Here is a 23,658-nt window from a genome sequence, read left to right on the forward strand (position 1 = left end):
CAAGGCAGAAAGGTTCACGGGGCTCCATTAGGTCCCACGGGGTGGCTGCCAGGCCTGCGTTGAAGGGACACCCGCCGGACGGCTGAACCGTCCCCGGCGCAGGGTTCCGGCCTGCACGCAACACCCGAGGCAACTTTTTTGACGTCCCTGAACGAATTCAACGACGGCGCCGTGGCCAGTGCCACCGCCGTCACCGTCCCCTGCGCCGGCGACAGCAGCGCGAGCAGTCCCGCCACCGCAGCACAGACCGCGGAACCAACTGCAACGCCAACCGCAGAACAAGCTGCAGCGGCGACGGCAGTGCCAACCGCCGAGGCCAGTGGCTTCGCCCGCTTCGGCTTCCCCCCGGAGATCCTCCAGGCCCTGGCGGAGATCGGCTACCGCGAGCCCTCGCCCATCCAGCAGGCGGCCATCCCCGAGCTGCTGCTGGGTCGCGACCTGGTGGGCCAGGCCCAGACCGGCACCGGCAAGACCGCTGCCTTCGCCCTGCCGATGCTGGCCGGCCTCGATCCCGAGCAGCGCAGCCCCCAGGTGCTGGTGCTCGCCCCCACCCGTGAGCTGGCCCTGCAGGTGGCCGATGCCTTCAACAGCTACGCCGCCCGCCTGAGCCGGGTGCGCACCGTGGCGGTGTACGGCGGCGCCGACTTCCGCGATCAGATTCACCAGCTCAAGCGCGGCGCCCAGATCGTGGTGGGCACGCCCGGCCGGGTGATGGACCACATGCGCCAGGGCACCCTCGACCTCTCGGGCCTGCGCGCGCTGGTGCTCGATGAAGCCGACGAGATGCTGCGCATGGGCTTCATCGACGATGTGGAGTGGGTGCTGGAGCAACTCCCCGAACAGCGCCAGGTGGTGCTGTTCTCGGCCACGATGCCGGCCGAGATCCGCCGCATCTCCCAGCAGTACCTCAGCAGCCCGGCGGAGATCACGATCCGCACCAAGGCCGCCGACGCCGGACGCATCCGTCAGCGTTACCTCACCGTTCCGGCGCCCCACAAGCTGGCAGCCCTGGAGCGGGTGCTGGAGAGCGAGGGCGGCGAGGGGGTGATCATCTTCGCCCGCACCAAGGCGATCACGCTCACCGTGGCCGAGTCGCTCGAGGCCCATGGCTACGACGTGGCCGTGCTCAACGGCGACGTGCCCCAGGCCCAGCGGGAGCGCACGATCGAGCGGCTGAAGAGCGGCCAGGTGGACATCCTGGTGGCCACCGACGTGGCCGCCCGCGGCCTGGACGTGGACCGCATCGGCCTGGTGATCAACTACGACATCCCCTTCGACGGGGAGGCCTACGTGCACCGCATCGGCCGCACCGGCCGGGCCGGCCGCAGCGGCGAGGCGATCCTCTTCCTCACCCCCCGGGAGCGGCGCTTCCTGGGCGGACTGGAGCGGGCCGCGGGCAAGCCGATCGAGCCCATGGAGGTGCCCGGCAATGCCACCATCAACCAGCACCGGCTCGACCGGCTGCGCCAGCGCCTCACCGGCGCCCTGCAGCAGAGCGGCTGCAGCGAGGAGGAGCGGGCCCTGCTCAGCGAGATCCTGCAGCGGGTGGCCCGGGAGCAGGACTGCAGTCCCGAGCAGCTGGCCCTGGCGGCCCTGGAGCTGAGCCTGGCGGGCAAACCGCTGCTGCTGCAGGGCAACGACGACTTCACCACGGTGCGGGCCAACGGCCCCGGCCGGGACCGCGACCGGGACGGTCAGGGGCGCGACCGGGGGGGGCGGCCGCTCCGCCGCGGCGGGCGCGAGGAGCGACCCCAGGGGCCGCCCGAGGCCGACATGGAGCGCTTCCGGGTGGAGCTGGGCTGGCGGGACCGGGTGAAGCCGGGCAACCTCGTGGGGGCGATCGCCAACGAAACCGGCCTGGATGGCAGGTCGATCGGGCGCATTCAGATCTTCGACACCCACAGCACCGTGGATCTGCCGCGGGGCATGCCGGAAGAGGTGTTCACGAGCCTGCGCGAGCTGCGGGTGCTGAGCAAGCCCCTGCAGATCAGCCGGCTCAGGAACACAGACCGGTGACGTCGCCGACGGAGACGGAGGTGATCTCGCATACCGACACGGACTCCACCAGCGTTTCCACGGCGGCGATCAGGGAGGTCTGAACCTCCAGACATTCCGTCTGCACCAGGCTCTGCAGGAGATCGAAGCGATCCTGCGGAGCCAGTTCGCCATCCTCGCTCCAGGCGAGGCTCCAGGGGACAGGGGCCGTCATCACGATGGGAACGCGGGGAACGAGGGGGAAGGGAAAGCGGGACAGCGGGGATCGCTTGGATCAGGATCCGCTGACAATGGGACGGTACCGGGGATCGCCCCAGCTTCTTCAGGGTCTCTTCCCAAGCGCTTCAAACTTCTCCATGTGCGCCCCCGCCGCCACGTAGGATTGGCCCCGATTCCATGACGTGCAGGCTCCCTGCGGCACATCCAGGTCAATCGGCCGATCAGGTCCGACTGTCGATCAGCTCCATCTGTTCCTCAGCTCCATCTGTCGTTCAGGTCCATCTGGCAATCCCTAGGAACCACGGCATCAGACGAATCCCAACGACCCGTTCCAGCGACCCGTTCCAGGTTTTGCTTCATTCATGACCATTTACGTCGGCAACCTCTCGTTCCAGGCCGAACGCGAGGATCTTGTTGATCTCTTCGCCCAGTACGGCGAAGTCCGTCAGTGCAGCCTCCCGCTCGACCGCGAGACCGGCCGCAAGCGGGGCTTCGCCTTCGTCGAACTCACCCAGGAGGCCGATGAGCAGAAGGCCATCGATGACCTCCAGGACGTGGAGTGGATGGGCCGCATGATCCGCGTCAACAAGGCCACTCCCCGCGAAGGCGGTGGCGGCGGCGGCGGCCGGGGTGGCTACCGCGGCGGTGGCGGCGGTGGCGGCGGCTACGGCGGCGGTGGTGGCGGCGGCAACCGCTGGTGATCATCCGCGGCAACCGCTGGTGATCCTTCACCGTCCCTGAGCCTCTGACTCCGGTCAGCCCCAGCCCCCGGCGGAGCACTCCTCGGCCGGGGGTTTCTCGCTGCACGCCCGGCACCGCGGCGGCACACCCAGCTTCCCCCTTGATCTGCAGTACATGGCGCCCGCCCTCCAGCGGACTCATCCCCGGGCCGGTTCCCGGGCCAGCGGCCTCAGCCGCCTGCTGACCACCCTGCGGCCCCACCGCCGCCTGGTGTGGCTGGCCGCCGGCTGCTCGGTGCTCAACAAGCTGTTCGATCTGGCGCCGCCGGTGCTGATCGGCCTGGCGGTGGATGTGGTGGTGCAGCAGGACACCTCCTGGCTGGCGGCCCTGGGATTCACGGACGTGCCCTCCCAGCTCGGGGTGCTGGCGGTGCTCTCCTTCCTGATCTGGAGCGCCGAATCGCTGTTCGAGTACCTCTACGGGGTGCTCTGGCGCAACCTGGCCCAGACGGTGCAGCACGAGCTGCGGCTGGAGGCCTACGACCACCTGCAGCGGCTCGACATGGCCTTCTTCGAGGCCAGCAGCAGCGGCCGGCTGATGGCCGTGCTCAACGACGACATCAACCAGCTGGAGCGCTTTCTCGACCACGGCGCCAACGAGATCCTGCAGCTGATCACCACGGTGCTGGCGGTGGGCGGCGCCATGGTGGTGCTCTCCCCCGGTGTGGCCGGCGTCTCGTTTCTGCCGATCCCGGTGATCCTCTGGGGGTCGCTGCGCTTCCAGAAGCGTCTGGCGCCCCGCTACGCCGCCGTGCGCGAGCAGGCCGGCGATCTGGCCAGCCGGCTGAGCACCAATCTCGGCGGCATGCTCACGATCAAGAGCTATGTGGCCGAGGGCCACGAACTGGGCCGGCTGCGGGACCAGAGCCAGGCCTACCGCCAGGCCAACCGCCGCGCCATCCGGCTCTCGGCCGCCTTCGTGCCCCTGATCCGCTACGCGATCCTGTTCGCCTTCATCGCCATCCTGGTGATCGGCGGACTGCAGGCCTGGCGCGGCGAGATCGCCACCGGCAGCTATGCCTTCCTGGTGTTCATCACCCAGCGGCTGCTGTGGCCGCTCACCACCCTGGGCCGCACCCTCGACGACTACCAGCGGGCCATGGCCTCCACCGATCGCGTGCTCGATCTGCTCGACACCCCGATCGCGATTCCCGGCGGCGACCGGGCATTGCCACTGGCAGGGGTGAAGGGGGAGATCCGCTTCGAGGACGTGAGCTTCGCCTACAGCGGCCGCCAGCCCCTGCTGCGCCACTTCAGCCTGGAGGTGCCGGCCGGCAGCACCATCGGCATCGTCGGCGCCACCGGCTCGGGCAAGAGCACCATCGTGAAGCTGCTGCTGCGGCTCTACGAAATCCAGGCGGGCTGCATCCGCCTCGACGGCCAGCCGATCAGCGAGCTGCGCCTCGACGACCTGCGCCGCGCCATCGGCCTGGTGAGCCAGGAGGTGTTCCTGTTCCACGGCAGCGTGGCCGAGAACATCGCCTATGGCAGCTTCGACGCCCCCCGGGCGGCGATCGAGCGGGCCGCCCGGCTGGCCGAGGCCGCCGGCTTCATCGAGGCGCTGCCCCAGGGCTACGACACGGTGGTGGGCGAGCGGGGCCAGCGCCTCAGCGGCGGCCAGCGCCAGCGCATCGCCCTGGCCCGCGCCATCCTCAAGAACCCGCCGGTGCTGATCCTCGATGAGGCCACCGCGGCGGTGGACAACGAGACCGAAGCCGCCATCCAGCGTTCCCTGGATCTGATCACCGCCGAGCGCACCACCCTGGTGATTGCCCACCGCCTCTCCACCGTGCGCCACGCCGATCGCATCGTGGTCATGGAGCATGGCCGCATCGTCGAGAGCGGCCGCCATGAGCAGCTGATCGCCGCCGATGGCGCCTATGCGAACCTGTGGCGCGTGCAGGCGGGTCTGCGCAGCGGTGAGCGGCTGGCCCTATGACATCCAGATCCCCTGCCATAGCGTTGGCGGCATGAGCCGGATGCCAGCCCGACGGAAGCAGAGGCGGGGACGGCTGCGTCCCGTGCTGATGGCGATGGTCCTGGGGCTCGGCGGTGGTCTGCTGCTGTCGATGCCGCTCTCGGAGTGGCTCAGCGAGAACCCGCTGGGCGAGAACCAGCGCATCATCAACCCCTTCGCGGCCTGGAGCCGGGTGGGGGAGCAGAACATCCTGCTGCTGGGCACCGATGAGGAGGGCGGGCTCACCGACGTGATCGCCAGCGTGCGCATCGACGGCGGCACCACCAGGGTCACCCAGGTGCCGCGCGACACCTACATCGAACTGGAGGGCTACGGCCCCCAGAAGGTGAATGCCCTCTACCCCATCGGCGGGCCAACGATGGCCAAGCGCGAGCTCTCCCAGCGGCTGGGCCGCCCGATCAGCCACTACCTGGTGGTGAATCTGAGGGCCATCCGGCGCATGTCCGATGCCGTCGGCGGCATCGAGGTGGATGTGCCCAAGCGGATGTACTACGTGGACAACACCCAGGGCCTCTCGATCGATCTGCAGCCGGGTTTGCAGACCCTCAAGGGCCGGGATCTGGAGGGCTTCCTGCGCTTCCGCCACGACGAGATGGGCGACATCGGCCGCATCGAGCGCCAGCAGCTGGCCCTGCACGCCCTCTTCCGCAAGCTCACCCGGCCCGATCAGCTGGTGCGGCTGCCGATGGTGCTGGCCGCCGTCAGCGCCGACGTCCAGACCGATCTGGGGCCGATGGAGCTGGGCGGGCTGGTCACCGCCATGGGCACCACCCGCCTCGAGATCGAACGGCTCGACGGCCGTCCCTTCGATCTGGACGGCATCAGCTACTGGGATGCCGTGTGGCCCGATCCTGTGGACCGGGGCCGCGGCGACGACGACGGTCGCTACACCTACTGATCGCCGCGCGAGGGATCCGGACAGAGCGAAGCATCCGGCACCACCCCCAGGCGGAGCAGGCGCCGGCCGGCATGGGCCCCGTTGTTCTGCCGGCCTGCATCAGCGCCACCATCCCCGGGGTCATGGCGGGCGGCGATCCAGCCGGCCAGCAGCGGCGCCAGCACCGGCACCTGGGCGAAGGCGCCGCTGAAGCCGCTGAACAGCCACAACCCCTCGGGCTGCAGCGGGCCCACCAGGGGCAGGCCCCCCGGGCAGAAGGTCACGGGCACCTGGCGGAAGCGGCCGGGCCGGCTGGCCAGGGTCCGGTCCAGTGGCGCCAGGGCGTCACGCAGGCGCCGTTCCTGGAGCCCGGCATCGGGTGGAGGACCTGGCTCGAGCCCCGGCCGCACCAGGCTGATCTGGCCCGCCAGCCAGCCTCCATCCCAGGGCAGCAGGCCAGGATCCACCGTCCAGGCTTCCTCCTCCAGCTCGGGCGCGCGGGCCTCCAGGGCCAGGCGGCCGAACCGGGCGGGCAGGCGCAGGCCGCCGCCCGCCGGTGCGGGCCCGGACCCGGGCTCCAGTTCCAGCACACCCGCCCAGCTCACCCGCAGCCGCTGCGTCAGCCCGGGCCAGAGCGCGCGGCAGCCGGCACCGGCGGCCAGCACCAGCTGGGGTGTCCGGCGCCGCTCGCCGGACTCCAGCTCCAGCCTCCAGCCGCCTGTCCCGTCGGAGGCGGGCTGCAGCGACCTCACCCTCGCCGCCGTGAGCTCCACGCCGGCGGCCCGCAGCACCTGCGGCAGCCGCCGCACCAGCAGCGGCGCCTCAACCCGGCTGCAGGGCAGGGGCAGCATCCCGCCCAGGGGCGCGCCGGGACCGATGGGGCGGAACCAGGCCGGGTGCCAGCCCAGGGGACCGTGGCGGCGCTGCAGCTGCCGCCAGCGGCGGGGCGCCCCGCGGATGAGACGCCCCATGGGAGCGAAGGAGGCAGCCCAGGGCGCCATGGCGCCGTAGCTGAGGGCGGTGGCGCTGGCCAGATCGGCATCGATCAGCTCGGTAGCCAGGCCCCGCTCCCGCAGGGCGAGGGCCAGCAGCGCGCCGGCCAGCCCACCGCCCACCACGACGACGGCGGCACCGGCACCGGGATCCGGCTTCAAACCAGCAGGGTGAAGGAGGTCACCACCTGGTGGAAGAGATCCTTCACCCGGGGCCAGCGGATCTCGTTGGTGCTGGCGGCGAAGGTGTAGAGGCGGCCGCGGTCCACCACCACCGTGGCCAGCTCGTGGCGGTCCCGGTCCTGCAGGTGCACCGCATATTCCAGGTCGTAGAACCGGCGTCCTCCCTGCAGGCGCTCATCGGCCTGCAGCAGTTCGGCGGCCCGGCCGCTGCCCTCCGGAGCGATCACCGTGCGGCGCAGGCGCTCGCCCACGGCCACGGCGCTGCCCAGGTCGCTGAGGTCATCGTCGGCATCCACCTGCGACACCACCAGGCTGAGGGTCTCGTCGCTGTTGATCAGGTCGTGGAACACCACCTGCGGCCCGCCGCTCACCTGCACCCGGGTCCAGCCGGTGGGGTAGAGGAAGGCGTAGCGGCCATCGGGACTCTGGAAGCTGTTCAGGCCCGCGGCCGCGGCGCTGCAGCCCACCAGCGACACCGCCAGCAGCAGCGCCACCAGGCCCCGGATCATGGCCTGGGGCCGCAGCGCCGGAGCGGGCCGCGTCGGCGTCGGGGTGGCGGGTGGCGGCGGCGGTGCGGTGAGGGTCATGGCGGAGCGGTTCGGGGCGGGACGGTGGCGGGAGCAGCGGTCATTCTGCTCGGCGCTCCACCTACATTCCGCACAGCGGCAGCACAGCGCTGAGCGGCTACACACGCCCCCTGGCCCGGTTGATCGAGCAGTTCGAGCGGCTCCCGGGCATCGGGCCGCGCACGGCCCAGCGGCTGGCGCTGCACCTGCTGCGCCAGCCCGAGGAGCAGACCCGCAGCTTCGCCGAGGCCCTGCTGGCGGCCCGCAGCCAGGTGGGCCACTGCCGGCGCTGTTTCCATCTCTCGGCCGAACCGCTCTGCGAGATCTGCCGCAACCCCGAACGGGCCAACGGCCAGCTCTGCGTGGTGGCCGACTCCCGCGACCTGCTGGCCATGGAGCGCACGCGCGAGTACCACGGCGGTTACCACGTGCTGGGCGGTCTGATCTCGCCGATGGACGGCGTCGGACCGGAGCTGCTGCAGATCCAGTCCCTGGTGAGGCGGGTGGCCGGACAGGCCGATCCGGCGCTCCCCGATTCCCCCACGGCCGATCCCCCCACGGCCGATTCCTCCATCGAGGAAGTGATCCTGGCCCTCACCCCCAGCGTCGAGGGCGACACCACCAGCCTCTACCTGGCCCGCCTGCTGCGGCCGTTCACGCGGGTGAGCCGCATCGCCTACGGCCTGCCGATGGGCAGCGAGCTGGAGTACGCCGACGAGGTGACCCTGGCGCGGGCCCTGGAGGGGCGCCGGCCCGTGGAGTGACCATGGCGGCAGCAGACCCCACCACCCTCGAGCTGCTGGCGGGCTTTCTCGCCGGCCCCCCGGCCCCTCCGTCCGGGTCCGGGGGCCGCTCCTGGCCGCCGACGGCAGGCACCCTGCCGGACTTCGGCCAGCGGCTGGGGGGTGGGCGCAGCGCCAGGGAGCTGGTGACGGCCCTGCGCAGCTTCGGGCAGGTGATCTTCATCAACAATCCGCTGAGCGGCCTGCTGCTGCTGCTGGCGCTCTGCTGGCAGTCGGCCGCCATGGGCCTGCTCGCCGCCATCGGGGTGGTTGCCGCGACCCTCACGGCCGGCCTGATCGGCTGCGAGCGCAGCGTCCTCCGGAACGGCATCTACGGCTTCAACGGTGCCCTGGTGGGCTGTGCGCTGGGCGCCTTCGCCGCCATCGCCAGCGCCCCAGCCCTGCTGGTGTGGTCGCTGCCGGTGGCCGCCGGCGCCGCCCTCACCACGCTGCTGGTGGAGCACCAGGGGCGCTGGCTGGTGCGGCACCTCGGGCTGCCGCCCCTCACCCTGCCGTTCTGCCTGGTCACCTGGTTGCTGCTGGCCATGGTGGCGGGCTGGGGGCAGCCCGCCCTGGCCCTGGTGGAGAGCACCGCCATCCCCGCCTCGGCGCCGCAGTTGGCCCCCCTGCTGGCGGGCGTGGTGCGGGGCTTCGGCCAGGTGTTTCTCTGTCCGTCCCTGGCGAGCGGCAGCCTGGTGTTGCTGGCCGTGGCCGCCGCCAGCCCCCTGGCGGCCCTCACCGGTCTGGCCGGGGGACTGGCCTCAGCCCTCACCGCCCTGGCGGGGGGGATGGATCCGGGGGCCGTGCACCAGGGGCTGGGCAGCTACAACGGCGTGCTCACCGCCATCGCCATCGGCGGCACCTTCTACGCCACCAGCCGCTCCAGCCTGCTGGTGGCGCTGCCGGCCGCCGCGGCCACCAGCGTGATCAGCCCGGCGCTGGCCGGCGGCCTGGCCACGATCAACCTGCCGCTGCTCACGCTTCCCTTCGTGCTCGCCACCATGGCCACCATGCTGGCCCTGCACCGCCTGCTGCCATCCCTGCTGCCGGTGGCGCTGCATGCGCAGCTCACCCCCGAGGAACACCGCCGGCGGCTTCTGGTGGCCCGCACGCTGCTGGGCGACTTCCGCCAGCGCCTGCGCCAGGCCGTGGGCAACGGGCGGCGGCTGGCGCTGCTGCCCCAGGCGGCCCGGCAGCAGCGGCGGCAGCTGGCCGCGCTGTTCGCCGCGCTCGACCGGGACGGCGACGGCAGTCTGAGCCTGGCCGAGCTGCACACCGCCCTGCTGGGCAGTCCGGCGCCAGCCGGCCCCGTAGGCACCGGCAGGCCAACCGCTGCCCAGCTCGGGGAGCTCTGGCAGCGCCTCGATCTCGATGGCGACGGCCGGGTGGATGCCGAGGAGTTCGCCGAGCTGATGCTGCGCCTGCAGCGCCTCCACGAGGGCCATGAGCGGCTGCTCACCTACCTGGCTCCGGTGGATGCCGACGGCAACGAGCGGCTCGATGCCGGCGAGCTCGACCGTCTGCTCGCCAGTGTGGGCCAGCGGCCCCTGGAGCCCGGCGAACGCCGCCGGCTCTTCGGCGCCCAGGGCGGCAGCCTCAGCTGGGGCCGCTTCATCGACCTGCTGCTGCTCACCTGACACCCCCACCCGGATCGATGCAACCCAGCCGCTCCCGCTACAGCGCCATTCCCCCCGCCGAACGGCTGCCGCCCTGGCTGCAGCGGCCGGTGGGCAACGCCTCCCGGCTGGCGGCGGTGCAGGGTGTGGTGAAGCAGCAGCGGCTGCACACGATCTGCGAGGAGGGGCGCTGCCCCAACCGCGCCGAGTGCTACGCCGGCGGCACCGCCACCTTCCTGCTGGGCGGGCCGGTGTGCACCCGCAGCTGTGCCTTCTGCCAGGTGGACAAGGGCCAGGCGCCGGTGCCGGTGGACGGCGCTGAGGCGGAGCGGGTGGCCGAGGCGGTGGCGGTGCTGGGGCTGCGCTATGTGGTGCTCACCGCCGTCGCCCGCGACGACCTGGCCGACCACGGCGCCGGGCTGTTCACGGCCACCATGGCGGCGATCCGGCGGCGCGACCCGGCCGTGGCCATCGAGGTGCTCACCCCCGACTTCTGGGGCGGCCACCGCGATCCGGCCGCGGGCGAGCGGGCCCAGCGGCAGCGGCTGGCCACGGTGCTGGCGGCGGAACCGGTCTGCTTCAACCACAACCTCGAGACGGTGGAGCGGCTGCAGGGGGAGGTGCGCCGCGGCGCCACCTACCGGCGTTCGCTGGGGCTGCTGGCGGCAGCCCGGGAGCTGGCGCCCCGGATCCCCACCAAGAGCGGCCTGATGCTGGGGCTGGGGGAGAGCCGCGCCGAGGTGATCGCCACCCTGGCCGACCTGCGCGCCGCTGGCTGCCAGCGCCTCACCCTGGGTCAGTACCTCAGGCCCTCCCTCGACCACCTGCCGGTGGCGCGCTACTGGCGGCCGGAGGAGTTCGATGAGCTGGGCGCCATCGCCCGGCAGATGGGCTTCGCCCAGGTGCGCAGCGGGCCGCTCGTACGCTCCAGCTACCACGCCGGCGACGAGGGCTGAGCACGCCCATGCAGATCCAGATCGGCGCCTTCGCCAGCTTCAACATCGCGATCATGGTGCTGGCGGCGGGCAAGCTGCTTCACCGCCGGTTCCAGCCCCTGCGGGAGTTCAACATCCCCGAGCCCGTGGCCAGCGGTCTGCTGGTGAGCCTGCTTCTGGGCCTGGTGTATGCCGTGAGCGGCCTTGAGGTGGGCTTCGATCTGGCCGCCAGGGATTTCCTGCTGCTCTATTTCTTCGCCGGCATCGGCCTCAACGCCGACGTGCGCACCCTGCGGGCCGGCGGGCGGCCGCTGCTGATCCTGCTGGCCGTCACCGTCGCCTACATCGTGGTGCAGAACCTCACCGGTGTGGCCATGGCCAGCCTGCTGGGGCTGGATCCGCTGGTGGGACTGCTCACCGGCTCGGTGTCGCTGGTGGGCGGCCACGGCACGGCGATCGCCTGGGGGCCGCGCTTCGCCGAGCTGCACGGGGTGCAGAGCGCCGTGGAGATCGGTGCGGCCAGCGCCACCTTCGGGCTGATTCTCTCGGCCCTGATGGGCGGGCCGATCGCCCGGATTCTCATCCGCCGCGCTCCACCCGTGCCGGAGGCCGGGCGGGATCCGCTCCGGGATCCGATGGCGGAAACCGTCCAGCCCGGGCCGCCGATCACCAGCTTCCGGCTGATGGCCACCCTGTTCTGGCTGAATGTGTGCCTGGGCCTCGGCCAGCTGATCCACGACGCCCTGGAGGCGATGGGTCGCAACCTGCCCCTGTTCGTGTGCGCCCTGTTCGCCGGCATCCTGCTCACCAACACGATCCCGCGCCTGGTGCGGATCCCCTGGCCGGCCCACAGCGCAGCCCTGGCAGTGGTGTCGGATGCGGCGCTGGGGGTGTTCCTGGCGATGTCGCTGATGAGCCTGCAGCTGTGGACGCTGCAGGGACTGGGTGGGCCGCTGCTGGCGATCCTGGCGGTGCAGTTCCTGATCGCCTTCGCCTACGCCCTGCTGGTGGTGTTCCGGGTGATGGGCCGCGACTACCAGGCCGCCGTGATCTGTGCGGGCTTCGGCGGCTTCTCGATGGGCGCCACCCCCACGGCGATGGCCAACATGGCCGCCGTCACCCAGACCTACGGGCCGGCGGCGAAGGCCTTCCTGATCCTGCCCCTGGTGTCAGGCTTCTTCGTGGACATCAGCAACTCGCTGGTGATCCAGCGCTTCATCAACTGGCTGGGCTGAGCGGATGGCTGGGCTGAACGGACCAGGGTGAGAGCCCCGGTCCGTCAGGGGGCCTGCACCAGGCCGTCGCCGCGGTCGAGCACATCCACCCCCGGGGCCAGGCCATTCAGGGTGCAGCTGGCGCGCAGACGGGCATTCACCCCGGCGGCGCTGACGGGAATGCCCATCTGACGGATGGCCTGCCACCAGAGGGCGGCAACGCCGGCCGCGTGGGGCGTGGCCATGCTGGTGCCGCTGAAGGCCACCAGCCCGCCGCCGGTGGCGGCGGACACCACATCCACCCCCGGCGCCGCCAGCACCGGGTTGGTGTTGGAGAACGACGCCACCGAGAGACCGGCGGGGCCTTCCCCCAGCGCACCCACGGAGATCACCCCCTGGGCAGCCGACGGCACCGCCGCGGAGAGTTCGTACCGTGGACGCTGGGATTCATTGCCGCTGGCGGCCACCACCACGGTGCCGCCGTTGAAGGCGGCCCTGGCTTCGACCATGCCGAGCAGCTGGTCGAACATGCGCAGGTTCATGCGATAGGCCTCCAGGGCGGCGCTGGTGGCCAGTTCCACCGGCCAGCCGGAGTCCACCAGACGCCTGGACATGCCGGGGAAGTCGAATCCCAGGGACATCGACAGCACCTGGGCGTTGTTGCGGGCGGCCCACTCCATGCCGTTGAACAGCATCTCGGAACTGCCGCCGCCGTCGTCACCGAGCACCTTGCCGATCAGAGCCGTGGTCACTCCCGGAGCCACGCCGATCCGCTGCCCGTCCACATCCCGGCCGAGGATCGTGCCGGCGCAGTGGGTGCCATGGCCGTTGGCATCGCCGTTGCCCGAACCGGAGAAGTCCTCCTCGGTGATGGTCACGCCGGAGAAGGCGGGATGGGCCCGGTCGATGCCGGTGTCCAGCACCGCCACGGTGACGCCGGCCCCGTCGAACCGGCTGCGGTCCGCGCCCACGGCGCGCACCCCCCAGGTGGCTCCGGCCGTGGCGGCGGTTGCCGTTGCGGTGGAGCGGCTTGCGGGCTCGATCAGCCGGGTTGGAATGGCGCGGGCCACGCTGAGCACGTCGGGATCCCGGGCCGCCTCCCGGAGGTCGGCGGCGTCGAGCCGCTCGAGAGTGACCGAGGGCTCGGGGGGCAGATCGGCGAAGGGCGTGACCCCGAAACTCTCCAGCCCCGGATACGGCCGTGACGGAACCGAGAGACCACTGGCGCGACGCCCCTGATTGAGATCCCTAAGAAGAATGAAGTCCTGTGAAGTACTCATGCGTCGACACCACCAGCCTTGCTTGATGTTCAGCTCCTAGCCATGGTGAGAGGACAACGTCAAGTCACCTGCAGGCACAACAAGCAAAGGGTCCCGGCAGAATCCATCCCGCCTAATCCGCCCCAGAAATGGAACACAGGAGACGGTGATCTGGAATACATCAGCCTGGCTTGAATTCGGCTCCTGGTGCAGGGATCACTGCTCATGCCCGGCCGTGCCAATCCGCTCAGCATCTCCGCACACCATGATCAAGCTGCGAGCGACACCATGACGATCGACCCGACCTTCAGGGCGCTGCTCGATGACACACGGGCCCGCTACGACCAGTCCCGCAGCCGGCGGGAGCGGCACATCGCCCTGATCGAGGAGGGGCAGGTGGCCAAGGCCAATCCCACCTCGCTGGTGGAGGCCCGGCTGGCGCGCATCCGCGGCGGCCGGGGCGCCTCGAGCGCCTCGGTGGAGCGCGGACTGGAGCGGGTGCTGGGCCGCAATGACCTGATGAGCGTGCGCTTCCTGGAGGACGGCTGGCAGACCTCGCGGGCCGTGGCCCGCATCCAGATCGGCCAGGCGGGCGGGGCCGGAGGCGGCTACGGCACCGGCTTCCTGGTGGGGCCAAGGTTGCTTCTCACCAACCATCACGTGCTGCCCAGCGCCGAGCTGGCGGCCATCAGCCGGGCGGAGTTCGACTATCAGCTGCGCCTCGATGGCCAGCTCAGGCCTGGCACCCTGGTCGAGCTGGATCCCGCCGGTTTCTATCTCAGCGACCGCGATCTCGACTATGCCCTGGTCGGCGTCAGGGATCATCCCGAACTGGCCAGCTTCGGGTGGATACCGCTGATCGAAGAGCAGGGCAAACTGCTGGTGGGGGAATGGGTGAACATCATCCAGCATCCCAACGGTGAACCGAAACAACTGGCGATCCGGGAGAACCGGGTGGTGGATGAACTCGACCGCCATCTTCATTACCTCACCGACACGGCCCCCGGCTCCTCCGGCTCGCCGGTGTTCAACGACCAGTGGGAAGTGGTGGCGCTGCACCGTTCCGGCGTTCCGGCAACCGATGCCAGTGGCGGGATCGTGGCCATTGATGGTCGCCCCTGGGAGCCGTACATGGGGGAGCACCGCATCAAGTGGGTCGCCAACGAAGGGGTGCGGGTCAGCCAGCTGGTGGCCCACATCCGCAGCCGGGCCACGCCGGGATCTCCCTGGGAGTCCCAGGTCCGGAGCCTGTTCAGAACGCCGCCGCCCGCGCAGGCCCCCCTGACGGTGCAGAACAAACCGGCATCGACGCCCACGGGTGGCGTTCCGGAAGCCGACCAGGGGCAGGCGGCCACCTGGACGATTCCGCTCCAGGTGAGTGTGCGGCTGGCCTGGCCCCCGGACGGCGGCCCGCGGCCCCCCACCAGTGCAGCTCGGGCCGGCGACCTGGCTGGGCACCTGGCTCCCCAGTCTCCCGAGCTGCCGCCGGCGGACGTCGAACCATCCGCCTCCATGCAGCTGCGGGAGGCGCTGGGCGAGCTGGCCCAGGCCCGGCAGCGGCCCTACTACGACGAGGAGGCGGACGCCGCCGCGATCGAGGCCTACTACCGGCCGATCGATGCCGGGGCCGGATCCGGCGCGCTGGCGACGGCCCTGGGAGAGCTGGTGCGCAGCACCCACCAGCGGCCCGTGTCCTATGCGCCTGCTCGCCAGCTCTATCCCTGGATCGATCTGCATCCCGACCTGCGTCTGCGCAGCATCTACTCAGGCCAGGACTTCGACCCGGAGACGATCATCCGCGAGGACTTCCGCATCGAAGCCGCCCGCAGCCTGAGGCTGCAGGAGTTCAGGGCAAGGGAGCAGCAGCTGTCTGAGCAACAGCTGGCCCTGGAGGAGGCGCTCCTGGAGACGGCGCTTCCCTACAACTGCGAGCACGTGGTGCCGCAGTCCTGGTTCGACCGGCGGGAACCGATGCGCGGCGACCTGCACCACCTGTTCACCTGCGAGATGCGCTGCAACAGCTTCCGAGGCAACTGTCCCTACATCAGCTTCGCGGACCCTCGGGAGGCCGTGATGGACCAGTGCGGCAGGCGGGAGGGACGCGACTTCGAGCCCCAGCGCGGGCGTGGCACCGTGGCCCGGGCGGTGCTCTACTTCCTGCTCCGCTACCCGGGGATGGTGGGCGACAAGCCGGGCGAGATGCCCCTTGAGCGGCTTCCCACCCTGATCGCTTGGCACCGGGAGGAGCCGCCGGACCTCTACGAACGCCACCGCAACGCGGCCATCCAGGCCGCCCAGGGCAACCGCAATCCTCTCATCGACCGGCCCGAATGGGCTGAGCGCATCACCTTCCGCTGAGCACACCGCCATGGCCCAACCGATCAGCCTTCGAGACCTGGAGCAGAAATTCCTCGATCTGGACATCCCGGAGCAGGAACTCGCCGACTACGTGGAGATCCGGCCGGAGCGTTCAAGACCCTTCGCCCCCGCCCTGGCCCCACGGGCGGACAGCGTGGACCTGCAACCGCCGCTGGGCGGACCGGCGATCCGGGCGGAGCTGCTGGGCGATGTGGTGAACCGGCTGGCAAAGGAACGGCGGCGTCGCCAGTTCGAGCGGGATCTGAGCCGCCGCCCGGCGCTGCCCACGATCTATGCGGAAGGGGATTCCTGGTTCCAGTTCCCTGTGTTCATCGAGGAGCTGATCGACCATCTCGGCGCGCAGTTCAACATTCACTGCACCAGCACCGCCGGCGACACCCTCCAGAACATGCTGTTCGACAGGCCGGAGTATCTGACCGAGCTCAAGCGGCTGATCTTTCTGCGTGGCCTGGATGTGCGCGGCTTCTTCTTTTCCGGTGCCGGCAATGACGTCATCGGCGAGGGGAAGGATGGAGTGCCTGCCCTGGAGACTCTCGTGCGCCCCTTCGACGCCGCCCAGACGCCCGCCTGGCACCTGGATACCCCGGAGTGCCGGGAGCGGCTGGAGTTCATCGAATCGGCCTACCGGCGCCTGTTCGACAGCGTCGAAGAGGTGTTCTCGGTGCTCGCCTATCCGCGCTTGAAGATCTATGTCCATGGCTACGACTACGTGCAGGTGCGCAGCCTGCCCGACGGCGATCCCCATAGGCCGGTCTGGGCCCGCGACTGGACGGGAGGCCCCCTACGGGCGAAGGGGTTTACCGACAACGCCTTCGGCAGCGCTGTGTTGAGGGAACTCCTGGATCGTCTGAACAGCCTCACCGAGCGCGTCTGCGCAGCGTATGCGCGAGGGGTGTATGTGAATCTGCGCGGATCGATCCTGCCCAGCCAGTGGGCCGATGAGCTGCACGCCACCAGCCAGGGCTACAAGGCAGCTGCCAGCCGATTCCTGAGCCATGTGCTCTGAGCCATGTGCTCTGAGCCATGTGCGGTGAGCCGGAGCCACGCTCCCCCCAACGAAGTCCTATCTGGTGAGCACCATCAGCGAAGAGTCGGCGTATCCGGCGAGATCCGAACTCCAGGAATTCGATCAATCCTGCCGGCGGGCCCGGGAGGCCCCTGGGGACCCGGAGGACCCTGGGGACCCTGGGGGCCCCTCGGACCCACAGGGCAATTGGCTGGACAGACTCCATCTCGCCCATCACTGCCGCGCGGCCCCTGCAGTCCACGTGGCCCGGGTTCCCCCTGCGGGCCCTGAGGCCCTACCTCGCCACGCAGCCCCTCCGGACCGCGCACTCCAGGCTCTCCCTTCTGCCCCTGGGGTCCAGGGCTGCCCCGCTGACCTTCCGGACCAGGGGGGCCAGGAGGTCCAGGCTGACCGGGTAGCCCCTGGTCTCCTCTGGGAACAACAATGTCGACCACCTCACGATCGCCGGTGGAATAGACCACCAACAGCTGATTGTCTTCAGTCCCAGAGATGCTGGATATCCCTCTACCAGGCCGACCCGGAATGCCCCCTGATTCTTCGATCCTTGTCTGCAATGCCTCGATTTCGCTTGAAACTCCAGAGCAAAGCTCGCGGGTGCTCACCTCGTCGCCAAGTCGCACCGCAACCGCCCTTGACATGGCATAAAACCCACTACAGAGCAAAGACAGCAGAAAAACAATCAGCCCAAGATTGGCAATAACCACACTCCAGTTTCCCCGCTGGGCATTGTAGTTGATGTACTGAACGTAGTCTCTGCCCGCCTGAATAATGTCTCGACCAGCGATCGCCCTTTGTACAATCTCTGGACTAGGCATTGTTTCCGGAGATTCCATTGGATAAAGGCGAGTAGAATTGATCTCCTGAGGATGCCAGTCAATACTGAAAGCCCTTACTTGGCGGTGTTCGTCTCGGCAGGGCGGTCTCGCTGTGAGTTCACGAAGTCCTGAATCTTGTTGATGCCAAATGCCGCCGCCATCCCACCAAAGACCACCATGAGAGTGATCATCAGAGTTATTTTTGTTCGATTCTTGGATCCTGAAACATAGTCTCGGCCAGCCTGTGTCGCATCTCGACCTGCAGAGCCGATGCTCTGGTGCACTGCAGGGCGTTCATCGGAGTCTCTGGTGCTTTCAGGAGGAGTTTTCATCCTTCTATCTCTTCTTGCTGGGCAAGATGGCTGACGATGGGCAATGGGAACACGACCCTCCATCTCTCTAGCCACCGCACCTGGAACAGGCAACTCCTTTCGATGGCGTGCAAAGCCTCCGGGATGCCCCTCGGCGGCTTCTCGCCGGACTGGCCGGGGGCTCGGGGCAGGGGCCTCCGGCGTCAACCGGATCTTCAAGCGATCCCTGTGGCCAGCCGGGACCGGCGGCCCGAGCATGGGAGCAGAGGCCCGTCCGCGATGGCTCCGGCCAGCACTCCACCGAGACTGAGCCCGGGCCACGCCTCCCCCCTGGGCGCCACGGTGACGCTGGAGGGGGTGAACTTCAGCGTGTATTCCAAATACGCCACGGCCGTGGAGCTGCTGCTGTTCGAGCACGGCGAGGCGGCGGCTCCCAGCCTGGTGCTACCACTCGATCCCTGCTGGCACCGCACCTACCACTACTGGCATGTTCACGTGGAGGGGATCGGTCCAGGCCAGATCTACGGCTACCGGGTGAGCGGCCCCTGGCAGCCGGAGCGGGGCCTGCGCTTCGATGGCGCCAACCTGCTGCTCGATCCCTACGCCCCGGCCGTGCTGGTGCCGAAGGACTTCCGCCGCCGCCCGGGACGCTCCAGCGCCACCGGCCTGGCGGGCTCGATGAAGAGCGTGGTGGCCGACCTGGCGGCCTTCGACTGGGAGGGCGACCGGCCCCTGCAGCGGCCGCGCCGCGAAACCGTGATCTACGAGCTGCACGTGCGCGGCTTCACCCGCCATCCCAGCTCGGAGGTGGCGGCGGATCGGGCCGGCACCTATCTGGGGTTGATCGAGAAGATCCCCTATCTGCAGGAGCTGGGCGTCACGGCGGTGGAGCTGCTGCCGGTGCAGCAGTTCGACCCTCTGGACGCGCCCGCCGGCCGCCGCAACTACTGGGGCTACGCACCGGTGTCGCTGCTGGCGGTGCACAGCGGCTACGGCTGCAGCGGCGAGCCCCTGGAGGCGCTGGATGAGTTCCGCACGATGGTGAAGGCCCTGCACCGCGCCGGCATCGAGGTGATCGTGGATGTGGTGTTCAACCACACTGCCGAAGGTGACGAGCGGGGCCCCGGCTTCTGCTTCCGGGGTCTGGCCAACGAGGCCTATTACCACCTGCTTCCCGGCGGCGGCTACGCCGACTACAGCGGCTGCGGCAACACCCTCAATGCCAACCACCAGATGCTGCGCCGGATGATCCGCCACAGCCTGCGCCACTGGGTGCAGAACCTGCACGTGGACGGCTTCCGCTTCGATCTGGCATCGGTGCTGGCTCGCGACGAGCAGGGCCAGATGGCCAGGCTGCCGGCGGTGCTCTGGGACCTGGAGACCGATCCGGTGCTGGCCGGCACCAAGCTCATCGCCGAGGCCTGGGACGCCGCCGGCCTCTACCAGGTGGGGTCGTTCATCGGCGACAGCTGGCAGGAGTGGAACGGCCGCTTCCGCGACGACATCCGCCGCTTCGTGAAGAGCGATGCCGGGCAGGTGCCGATGGCGGCGCTGCGCCTGCTGGGCAGCCCCGACATCTACGGGCATGAGGAACGCGAAGCCGAGCAGAGCGTGAACTTCATCACCTGCCACGACGGCTTCACCCTTGCCGATCTGGTCAGTTACAACCACAAGCACAACGAGGCCAACGGCGAGAGCAACCGCGACGGCAGCGACGACAACGCCAGCTGGAACTGCGGGGTGGAGGGGCCCACGGAGGATCCGGCGGTGCTGGAACTGCGGCGCCGCCAGGTGCGCAACCTGCTGACGATGCTGCTGCTGACGATGCTGCTGCTGGCGGTGGGTACCCCCATGCTCTCGATGGGCGATGAGGTGCTGCGCAGCCAGCGGGGCAACGACAACGCTTACTGCTGGGATGACCCCCTGACCTGGTTCGACTGGGGGATTCGGCGTTCACGGTGGAGCCGCGCTCCACGGTGGTGCTGATCAGCCGGATCGAGCGCACAGCGCCGTGAGCAGCCGCTGCAGCACAGCCTGGGCGGCTGCGTAGCGCTCGGGCGGCGCCGCCAGGATCTCCTCGGCGGACTGCACGAAGGGAGCGGCGATCAGCTCGTCGCCGCAGTGCTCCACCAGGGCGCGGGCCGCCGCGGGGGTGGTTTCCAGATGGCACTGCAGGGCGAACACGTGGGTCCCGAGCTGAAAGGCCTGGTTGGCGCATGCGGCGCTGCGGGCCAGGGGCACGGCCCCGGCAGGCAGCTCGAAGGTTTCGCCATGCCAGTGGAACACCGGCAGGGTCGGGGGAAAGGCGAAACCGTCGGCGCTGGCGGTGGCTGGCGCGGAAGCGGGTGACGCACTGGGAATGGCTTGCACCGGGAACCAGCCGATCTCGGGCTGGGGGTTGCGCAGCACGCGGGCACCGAGGGCGCTGGCGATCAGCTGGGCGCCCAGGCAGATGCCCAGCACCGGGATGCCGCGCCCGATGGCCTCGGCGAGGCAGCGCTTCTCCGCCGCCAGCCAGGGATGGACCGCCTCGTCGTTGACGCTCATCGGCCCGCCCATGGCGATCAGCAGGTCCACCGCGTCGAGATCGGGCAGCGCTTCAGAGCCCGCTGGCCAGTTCTGGAAACGGGTGACGCTGAGCTGGTGGCCGCGCTCCAGCAGCCAGGGCTCGATGCTGCCCAGGCCCTCGAAGGGCACGTGCTGAAACCAGTGGACGCGCATCACAGCCGGCTCACACCCGCCAGCATGCCCGCGGAGTGTGCCGCCTGGCCGTGTCAGCAGAAACCAGCACCACCGCATCCGCCCCGCCGGACGCCGGCCCCGACGCCCAGCGCCTCGAGCTGCTGGCCCTGCTGCGCGAGGGGGGCCGGGGCGCCGCCGGCCGCCAGGCGGCGCGCGTGCGGGAGCTGTTCCTGGCGCTGGAGCGGGCGACGCCTGCCGATCTCACCGCCCCCGGAGCCCTGCAACTGCTGGAGGGGGTGTGGGAACTGCGCTGGAGCAGCAGCAACCAGCCCTACCTGGCGGTGGCGCCCTGGATCGAGAACCTGCAGCTGCTGGCTCCCTCCCAGGGGCGGGCGATGAACCTGCTGCGGCTGCCGGGGCCCCTGGCTCCCCTGGCCGGCATCGCCGTGGAGGCCGCCATCACGGTGAACTCCACCGAGGCGACCACCACCGGGGCGAACAGCAGGCAGCGGGTGCAGGTGCGCTTCCAGCGCGGCGGCTGGCTGGGCCCGCGGCTGGGCGAGCGGCGCCTGCAGCTGCTGCGCGGGGTGCGGCAGCCCTTCCCGGCCTGGCTGGACATCACCGTGCTCGATCCGGAGCTGCGCCTCTGCCGCGGCAATGCCGGCACTCTCTTCGCGCTGCTGCGGCGCCCCGACCTCACCCTGGAGGATCTGCTGCCGGCGACCTGAAGCCCAGCAGACGAGGCGGCACCTGGCGGCTGAACAGCACGCCCTGCGGCCGCGCCGCCAGGCCGGCGTCCCGCAGCCGCCGCAGCGTCCACCAGTTGCAGTTGCGGGGCCAGAGATAGGGGCCGTGGGCGGGGAAGAAACGCGCCGAGCGGCTGCCGGGCCAGGCCAGCGGCGCCTGACGGCCACCGCCGGGGCTGCGGCGCAGCGAACGCTCCAGGCTGGTGAGCAGGGCCTGCAGGGTGGGGGCGTCGACCCGGCGCTCGAGCACCCGCACGGCCCCCGCCAGCCGCGGCGGATCGGGGTGAGCGGCCAGGAACAGCACCGAGTCGGTGGGCAGGAAGAGGGTGGCCGCCACGGCATGGGGCCGCCGCTCGCCGGCGGCGTAGTAGCGCCGGTCGCCCCAGGCGAATTCCAGAAACGGCGCCGTCTCGGCGCCGGGGGGACCGAGGCGCCAGCCCGGCGGCTGCTCCACCACGATCGCGGTGTGCAGCCCCCAGTCGACCACCAGCAGCCGGTAGGGGCCGGGCGGTGGCGGCGGCAGCGGCGCCAGGGCGGCGCGCGGCTCGGGCAGCACCGCGGCGTGCAGCAGCGGCCAGCCCACCAGGGCCAGCAGGATCAGACCGCCGTTTCCACCCACACCGAGAGCGAGCCGGGCGGACAGCGGAACTCGGCCCAGCCGTGCTCGTTGGTGCGGATCACCTCGCGCCGGTGCTCGGTGATGTCGATGTAGCTGGCGTTCGGCCTGCCGGTGGACATCCACTTCCAGCCCTCGCCGCCGTTGCTCATCAGCACCGCCAGGCCGCGGGGATGGGCGGGGGTGCCGAGGCGGGTCCAGCCGATGCAGGTGGGGTGGTCGAACCAGTCGTGCTGCTCGCCGTAGGCGTGGTCGCGGCGGGCGGCCAGCAGGCGGTCGAGGATCCAGCGGTGGCTCACCAGCACCACATCGTGCTGCTGGCCGTCATGGCCGCGGTCGCGGTAGTGGGCGCCCTCGTAGTCGGGCAGGAACAGGCAGGGATAGCCCTCGCGGCGCAGCAGGATGAAGGCATAGGCCAGGGGCTTGAACCAGGGCTCCACCACCGATTCCAGGGCCTGCAGGGGCTGGGTGTCGTGGTTCTCCACCAGCGTCACCGCCAGGTGGGGCAGGTGGCGCATCAGGGTGCCGTCCAGCAGGCGGCGCAGGTCGTAGCCCGATCCGGCCCGGCTGGCCACGTGGAAGTTGTGGTGCAGGGGCGCGTCGAACAGATGGATGCGCCCGCCGGTGTGGGAGGCGTACCAGCTGAGCGTGGCCAGGCTGGTGGTCCAGTACTCGCCCACCACGAACAGGTCGCGGCCAGCGTGGGCCTCCACGTGGTCGATCCAGTCGGCGAAGAAACCGCCGCCGATGTGCTTGATGGCGTCGAGGCGGAAGCCGTCCACGCCCACCGTGTCGAGCATCCAGGTGCCCCAGTGCTTGAGGGCGTCGCGCACCTCCGGATGGTCGATGTCGAGATCGCAGCCCATCAGGTAGTCGTAGTTGCCGCGCTCCAGATCGACGTTGTCGTCGAAGGCCTTGCCCTCGATCCGCCACACCGCCTGGAAGCCGGGCTCGAGGCTGTTGTAGTCGACGGCGTCGAAGTGCCACCAGTGCCACTGCATGGCGGAGTGGGCGCCGGCGCGGGCGGGGTAGGTGTAGCGGGTCCAGCCGCGGATCCGCCGCTCCTCGCCGAGGGCATGGAAGCGGTTGTGGGGGTCGTAGGGGGTGGCGTTGAACTCCTCCTCGGCGTCAGCCCCCATCAGGTGGTTGAACACGGCATCGGCGATCACCTGGATGCCGGCGCCGCGGCAGGCGGCCACAGCGGCCAGGTACTCGGCGCGGGTGCCGTATTTGGTGGCCACCGTGCCCCGCTGATCGAACTCGCCCAGGTCGTAGGGGTCGTAGATGCCGTAGCCCACATCCAGGCGACCCGCCAGGCCCTTGCCCGCCGGCGGCAGCCACAGGGCCGTGATGCCGGCCTCGGCCAGGGCGGGCGCCTGCTGCTCCAGGCGCCGCCAGTGGCCCGCATCGGCCGGGGTGTACCAGTGGAAGGCCTGCATCAGCACGCCGTTGATGTCGGCGGGCGCGGAGCTGGGTGTGGAGGTCATGCGGGGTTGGGGACGGGGCTGGGGGGAGGTGAGGGATGGGCGGAGTCCCGGGCCCCAGCGCGCGGCGGCGGTGGCTCCAGCCCCGCCGGCGATGGCGGCCAGGAACCGGCGTCTGGACAGCGTGCGAAGGGTCAACCGCGGACCCGGAGTCATGCGGCGCTCCTGAACGGGGAGCCTGAAGGAAGGCTAGGCACGCGGTCAGGGCTGACATCCACATGCGGCCACCGCAGAGTGGCGGC

At 70.4% G+C, this 23,658-nt stretch carries 19 protein-coding genes; 12 read left to right on the plus strand and 7 right to left on the minus strand.

Annotated elements, in window-relative coordinates; all coding sequences use genetic code 11:
* Window positions 1-171 precede the first annotated feature (171 nt).
* The gene (locus KBY90_RS07270; protein ID WP_396122554.1) at window positions 172-2,016 is read left to right on the plus strand and encodes a DEAD/DEAH box helicase; all 1,845 of its coding nucleotides are present in this window, start codon (window positions 172-174) and stop codon (window positions 2,014-2,016) included.
* Here the strand turns inward: KBY90_RS07270 and KBY90_RS07275 are convergent.
* Window positions 1,997-2,209 (minus strand): hypothetical protein, encoded by a 213-nt coding sequence (locus tag KBY90_RS07275; RefSeq protein WP_254967861.1) that lies wholly within the window; start codon window positions 2,207-2,209, stop codon window positions 1,997-1,999. The genes KBY90_RS07270 and KBY90_RS07275 overlap by 20 nt on opposite strands.
* Before the next feature lie 367 nt (window positions 2,210-2,576).
* Between KBY90_RS07275 and KBY90_RS07280 the strand changes: the two genes are divergently transcribed.
* From KBY90_RS07280 to KBY90_RS07290, 3 genes are all read left to right on the plus strand, one after another.
* Entirely contained in the window at window positions 2,577-2,915 is a 339-nt protein-coding gene (locus KBY90_RS07280) for an RNA-binding protein (RefSeq protein WP_254967862.1), read from the plus strand.
* A gap of 154 nt (window positions 2,916-3,069) precedes the next feature.
* A complete protein-coding gene (locus tag KBY90_RS07285) occupies window positions 3,070-4,893 on the plus strand; it encodes an ABC transporter ATP-binding protein (protein WP_254967863.1) in 1,824 nt (607 codons plus the stop codon).
* A gap of 40 nt (window positions 4,894-4,933) precedes the next feature.
* On the plus strand, window positions 4,934-5,830 hold the full coding sequence (locus KBY90_RS07290; protein ID WP_254967864.1) for an LCP family protein: 897 nt from the start codon (window positions 4,934-4,936) through the stop codon (window positions 5,828-5,830).
* On the opposite strand, the gene KBY90_RS07295 is transcribed toward KBY90_RS07290, so the two are convergent.
* Entirely contained in the window at window positions 5,824-6,963 is a 1,140-nt protein-coding gene (locus tag KBY90_RS07295; RefSeq protein WP_254967865.1) for an FAD-dependent oxidoreductase, read from the minus strand. The genes KBY90_RS07290 and KBY90_RS07295 overlap by 7 nt on opposite strands.
* Window positions 6,960-7,493, minus strand: coding sequence for a photosystem II reaction center PsbP (psbP, locus tag KBY90_RS07300; protein WP_254967993.1), 534 nt, complete (start codon window positions 7,491-7,493; stop codon window positions 6,960-6,962). The genes KBY90_RS07295 and psbP overlap by 4 nt, the downstream gene beginning before the upstream one ends.
* 188 nt (window positions 7,494-7,681) lie before the next feature.
* Here psbP and KBY90_RS07305 point away from each other — a divergent pair, with 188 nt between their 5' ends.
* From KBY90_RS07305 to gltS, 4 genes are read left to right on the plus strand one after another with little or no spacing between them, the layout of a single operon-like run.
* The gene (locus tag KBY90_RS07305) at window positions 7,682-8,314 is read left to right on the plus strand and encodes a recombination mediator RecR (RefSeq protein ID WP_254967994.1); all 633 of its coding nucleotides are present in this window, start codon (window positions 7,682-7,684) and stop codon (window positions 8,312-8,314) included.
* 2 nt (window positions 8,315-8,316) lie between these two features.
* Window positions 8,317-9,969: an urea transporter gene (locus tag KBY90_RS07310; RefSeq protein ID WP_254967866.1), complete on the plus strand. Its 1,653-nt coding sequence runs from the start codon at window positions 8,317-8,319 to the stop codon at window positions 9,967-9,969.
* 17 nt (window positions 9,970-9,986) lie between these two features.
* Window positions 9,987-10,904: a lipoyl synthase gene (gene lipA, locus KBY90_RS07315; RefSeq protein WP_254967867.1), complete on the plus strand. Its 918-nt coding sequence runs from the start codon at window positions 9,987-9,989 to the stop codon at window positions 10,902-10,904.
* Between the two features lie 8 nt (window positions 10,905-10,912).
* Complete coding sequence (gltS, locus tag KBY90_RS07320) at window positions 10,913-12,118, plus strand: sodium/glutamate symporter (RefSeq protein WP_254967868.1); 1,206 nt, start codon at window positions 10,913-10,915, stop codon at window positions 12,116-12,118.
* Between the two features lie 44 nt (window positions 12,119-12,162).
* Here gltS and KBY90_RS07325 read toward each other — a convergent pair whose 3' ends face one another.
* Window positions 12,163-13,377 (minus strand): S8 family serine peptidase, encoded by a 1,215-nt coding sequence (locus KBY90_RS07325; protein WP_261353153.1) that lies wholly within the window; start codon window positions 13,375-13,377, stop codon window positions 12,163-12,165.
* A 267-nt stretch (window positions 13,378-13,644) separates the two neighbouring features.
* On the opposite strand from KBY90_RS07325, the gene KBY90_RS07330 reads away from it, so the two are divergent.
* From KBY90_RS07330 to KBY90_RS07340, 3 genes are all read left to right on the plus strand, one after another.
* Entirely contained in the window at window positions 13,645-15,714 is a 2,070-nt protein-coding gene (locus KBY90_RS07330; protein ID WP_254967869.1) for a trypsin-like peptidase domain-containing protein, read from the plus strand.
* A 10-nt stretch (window positions 15,715-15,724) separates the two neighbouring features.
* Window positions 15,725-16,741, plus strand: coding sequence for a hypothetical protein (locus KBY90_RS07335; RefSeq protein ID WP_254967870.1), 1,017 nt, complete (start codon window positions 15,725-15,727; stop codon window positions 16,739-16,741).
* Window positions 16,742-18,167: 1,426 nt separating this feature from the next.
* A complete protein-coding gene (locus tag KBY90_RS07340) occupies window positions 18,168-19,874 on the plus strand; it encodes a glycogen-debranching protein (RefSeq protein ID WP_254967871.1) in 1,707 nt (568 codons plus the stop codon).
* On the opposite strand, the gene KBY90_RS07345 is transcribed toward KBY90_RS07340, so the two are convergent.
* A complete protein-coding gene (locus tag KBY90_RS07345) occupies window positions 19,875-20,609 on the minus strand; it encodes a type 1 glutamine amidotransferase (protein WP_254967872.1) in 735 nt (244 codons plus the stop codon). It lies immediately after the preceding gene.
* Between the two features lie 50 nt (window positions 20,610-20,659).
* Between KBY90_RS07345 and KBY90_RS07350 the strand changes: the two genes are divergently transcribed.
* Window positions 20,660-21,298, plus strand: a complete 639-nt coding sequence (locus KBY90_RS07350) for a PAP/fibrillin family protein (RefSeq protein WP_254967873.1) — start codon at window positions 20,660-20,662, stop codon at window positions 21,296-21,298.
* Here KBY90_RS07350 and KBY90_RS07355 read toward each other — a convergent pair.
* Together KBY90_RS07355 and KBY90_RS07360 are read right to left on the minus strand one after the other, a co-directional pair.
* Window positions 21,267-21,935, minus strand: a complete 669-nt coding sequence (locus KBY90_RS07355) for a DUF2459 domain-containing protein (protein ID WP_254967874.1) — start codon at window positions 21,933-21,935, stop codon at window positions 21,267-21,269. The genes KBY90_RS07350 and KBY90_RS07355 overlap by 32 nt on opposite strands.
* The gene (locus tag KBY90_RS07360; RefSeq protein WP_315858715.1) at window positions 21,914-23,554 is read right to left on the minus strand and encodes an alpha-amylase; all 1,641 of its coding nucleotides are present in this window, start codon (window positions 23,552-23,554) and stop codon (window positions 21,914-21,916) included. Before KBY90_RS07360 ends, KBY90_RS07355 begins: the two co-directional genes overlap by 22 nt.
* Window positions 23,555-23,658 lie beyond the last annotated feature (104 nt).

The sequence above is a fragment of the Cyanobium sp. CH-040 genome (genome assembly GCF_024346135.1).
Taxonomy (GTDB): Bacteria; Cyanobacteriota; Cyanobacteriia; order PCC-6307; family Cyanobiaceae; genus NIES-981.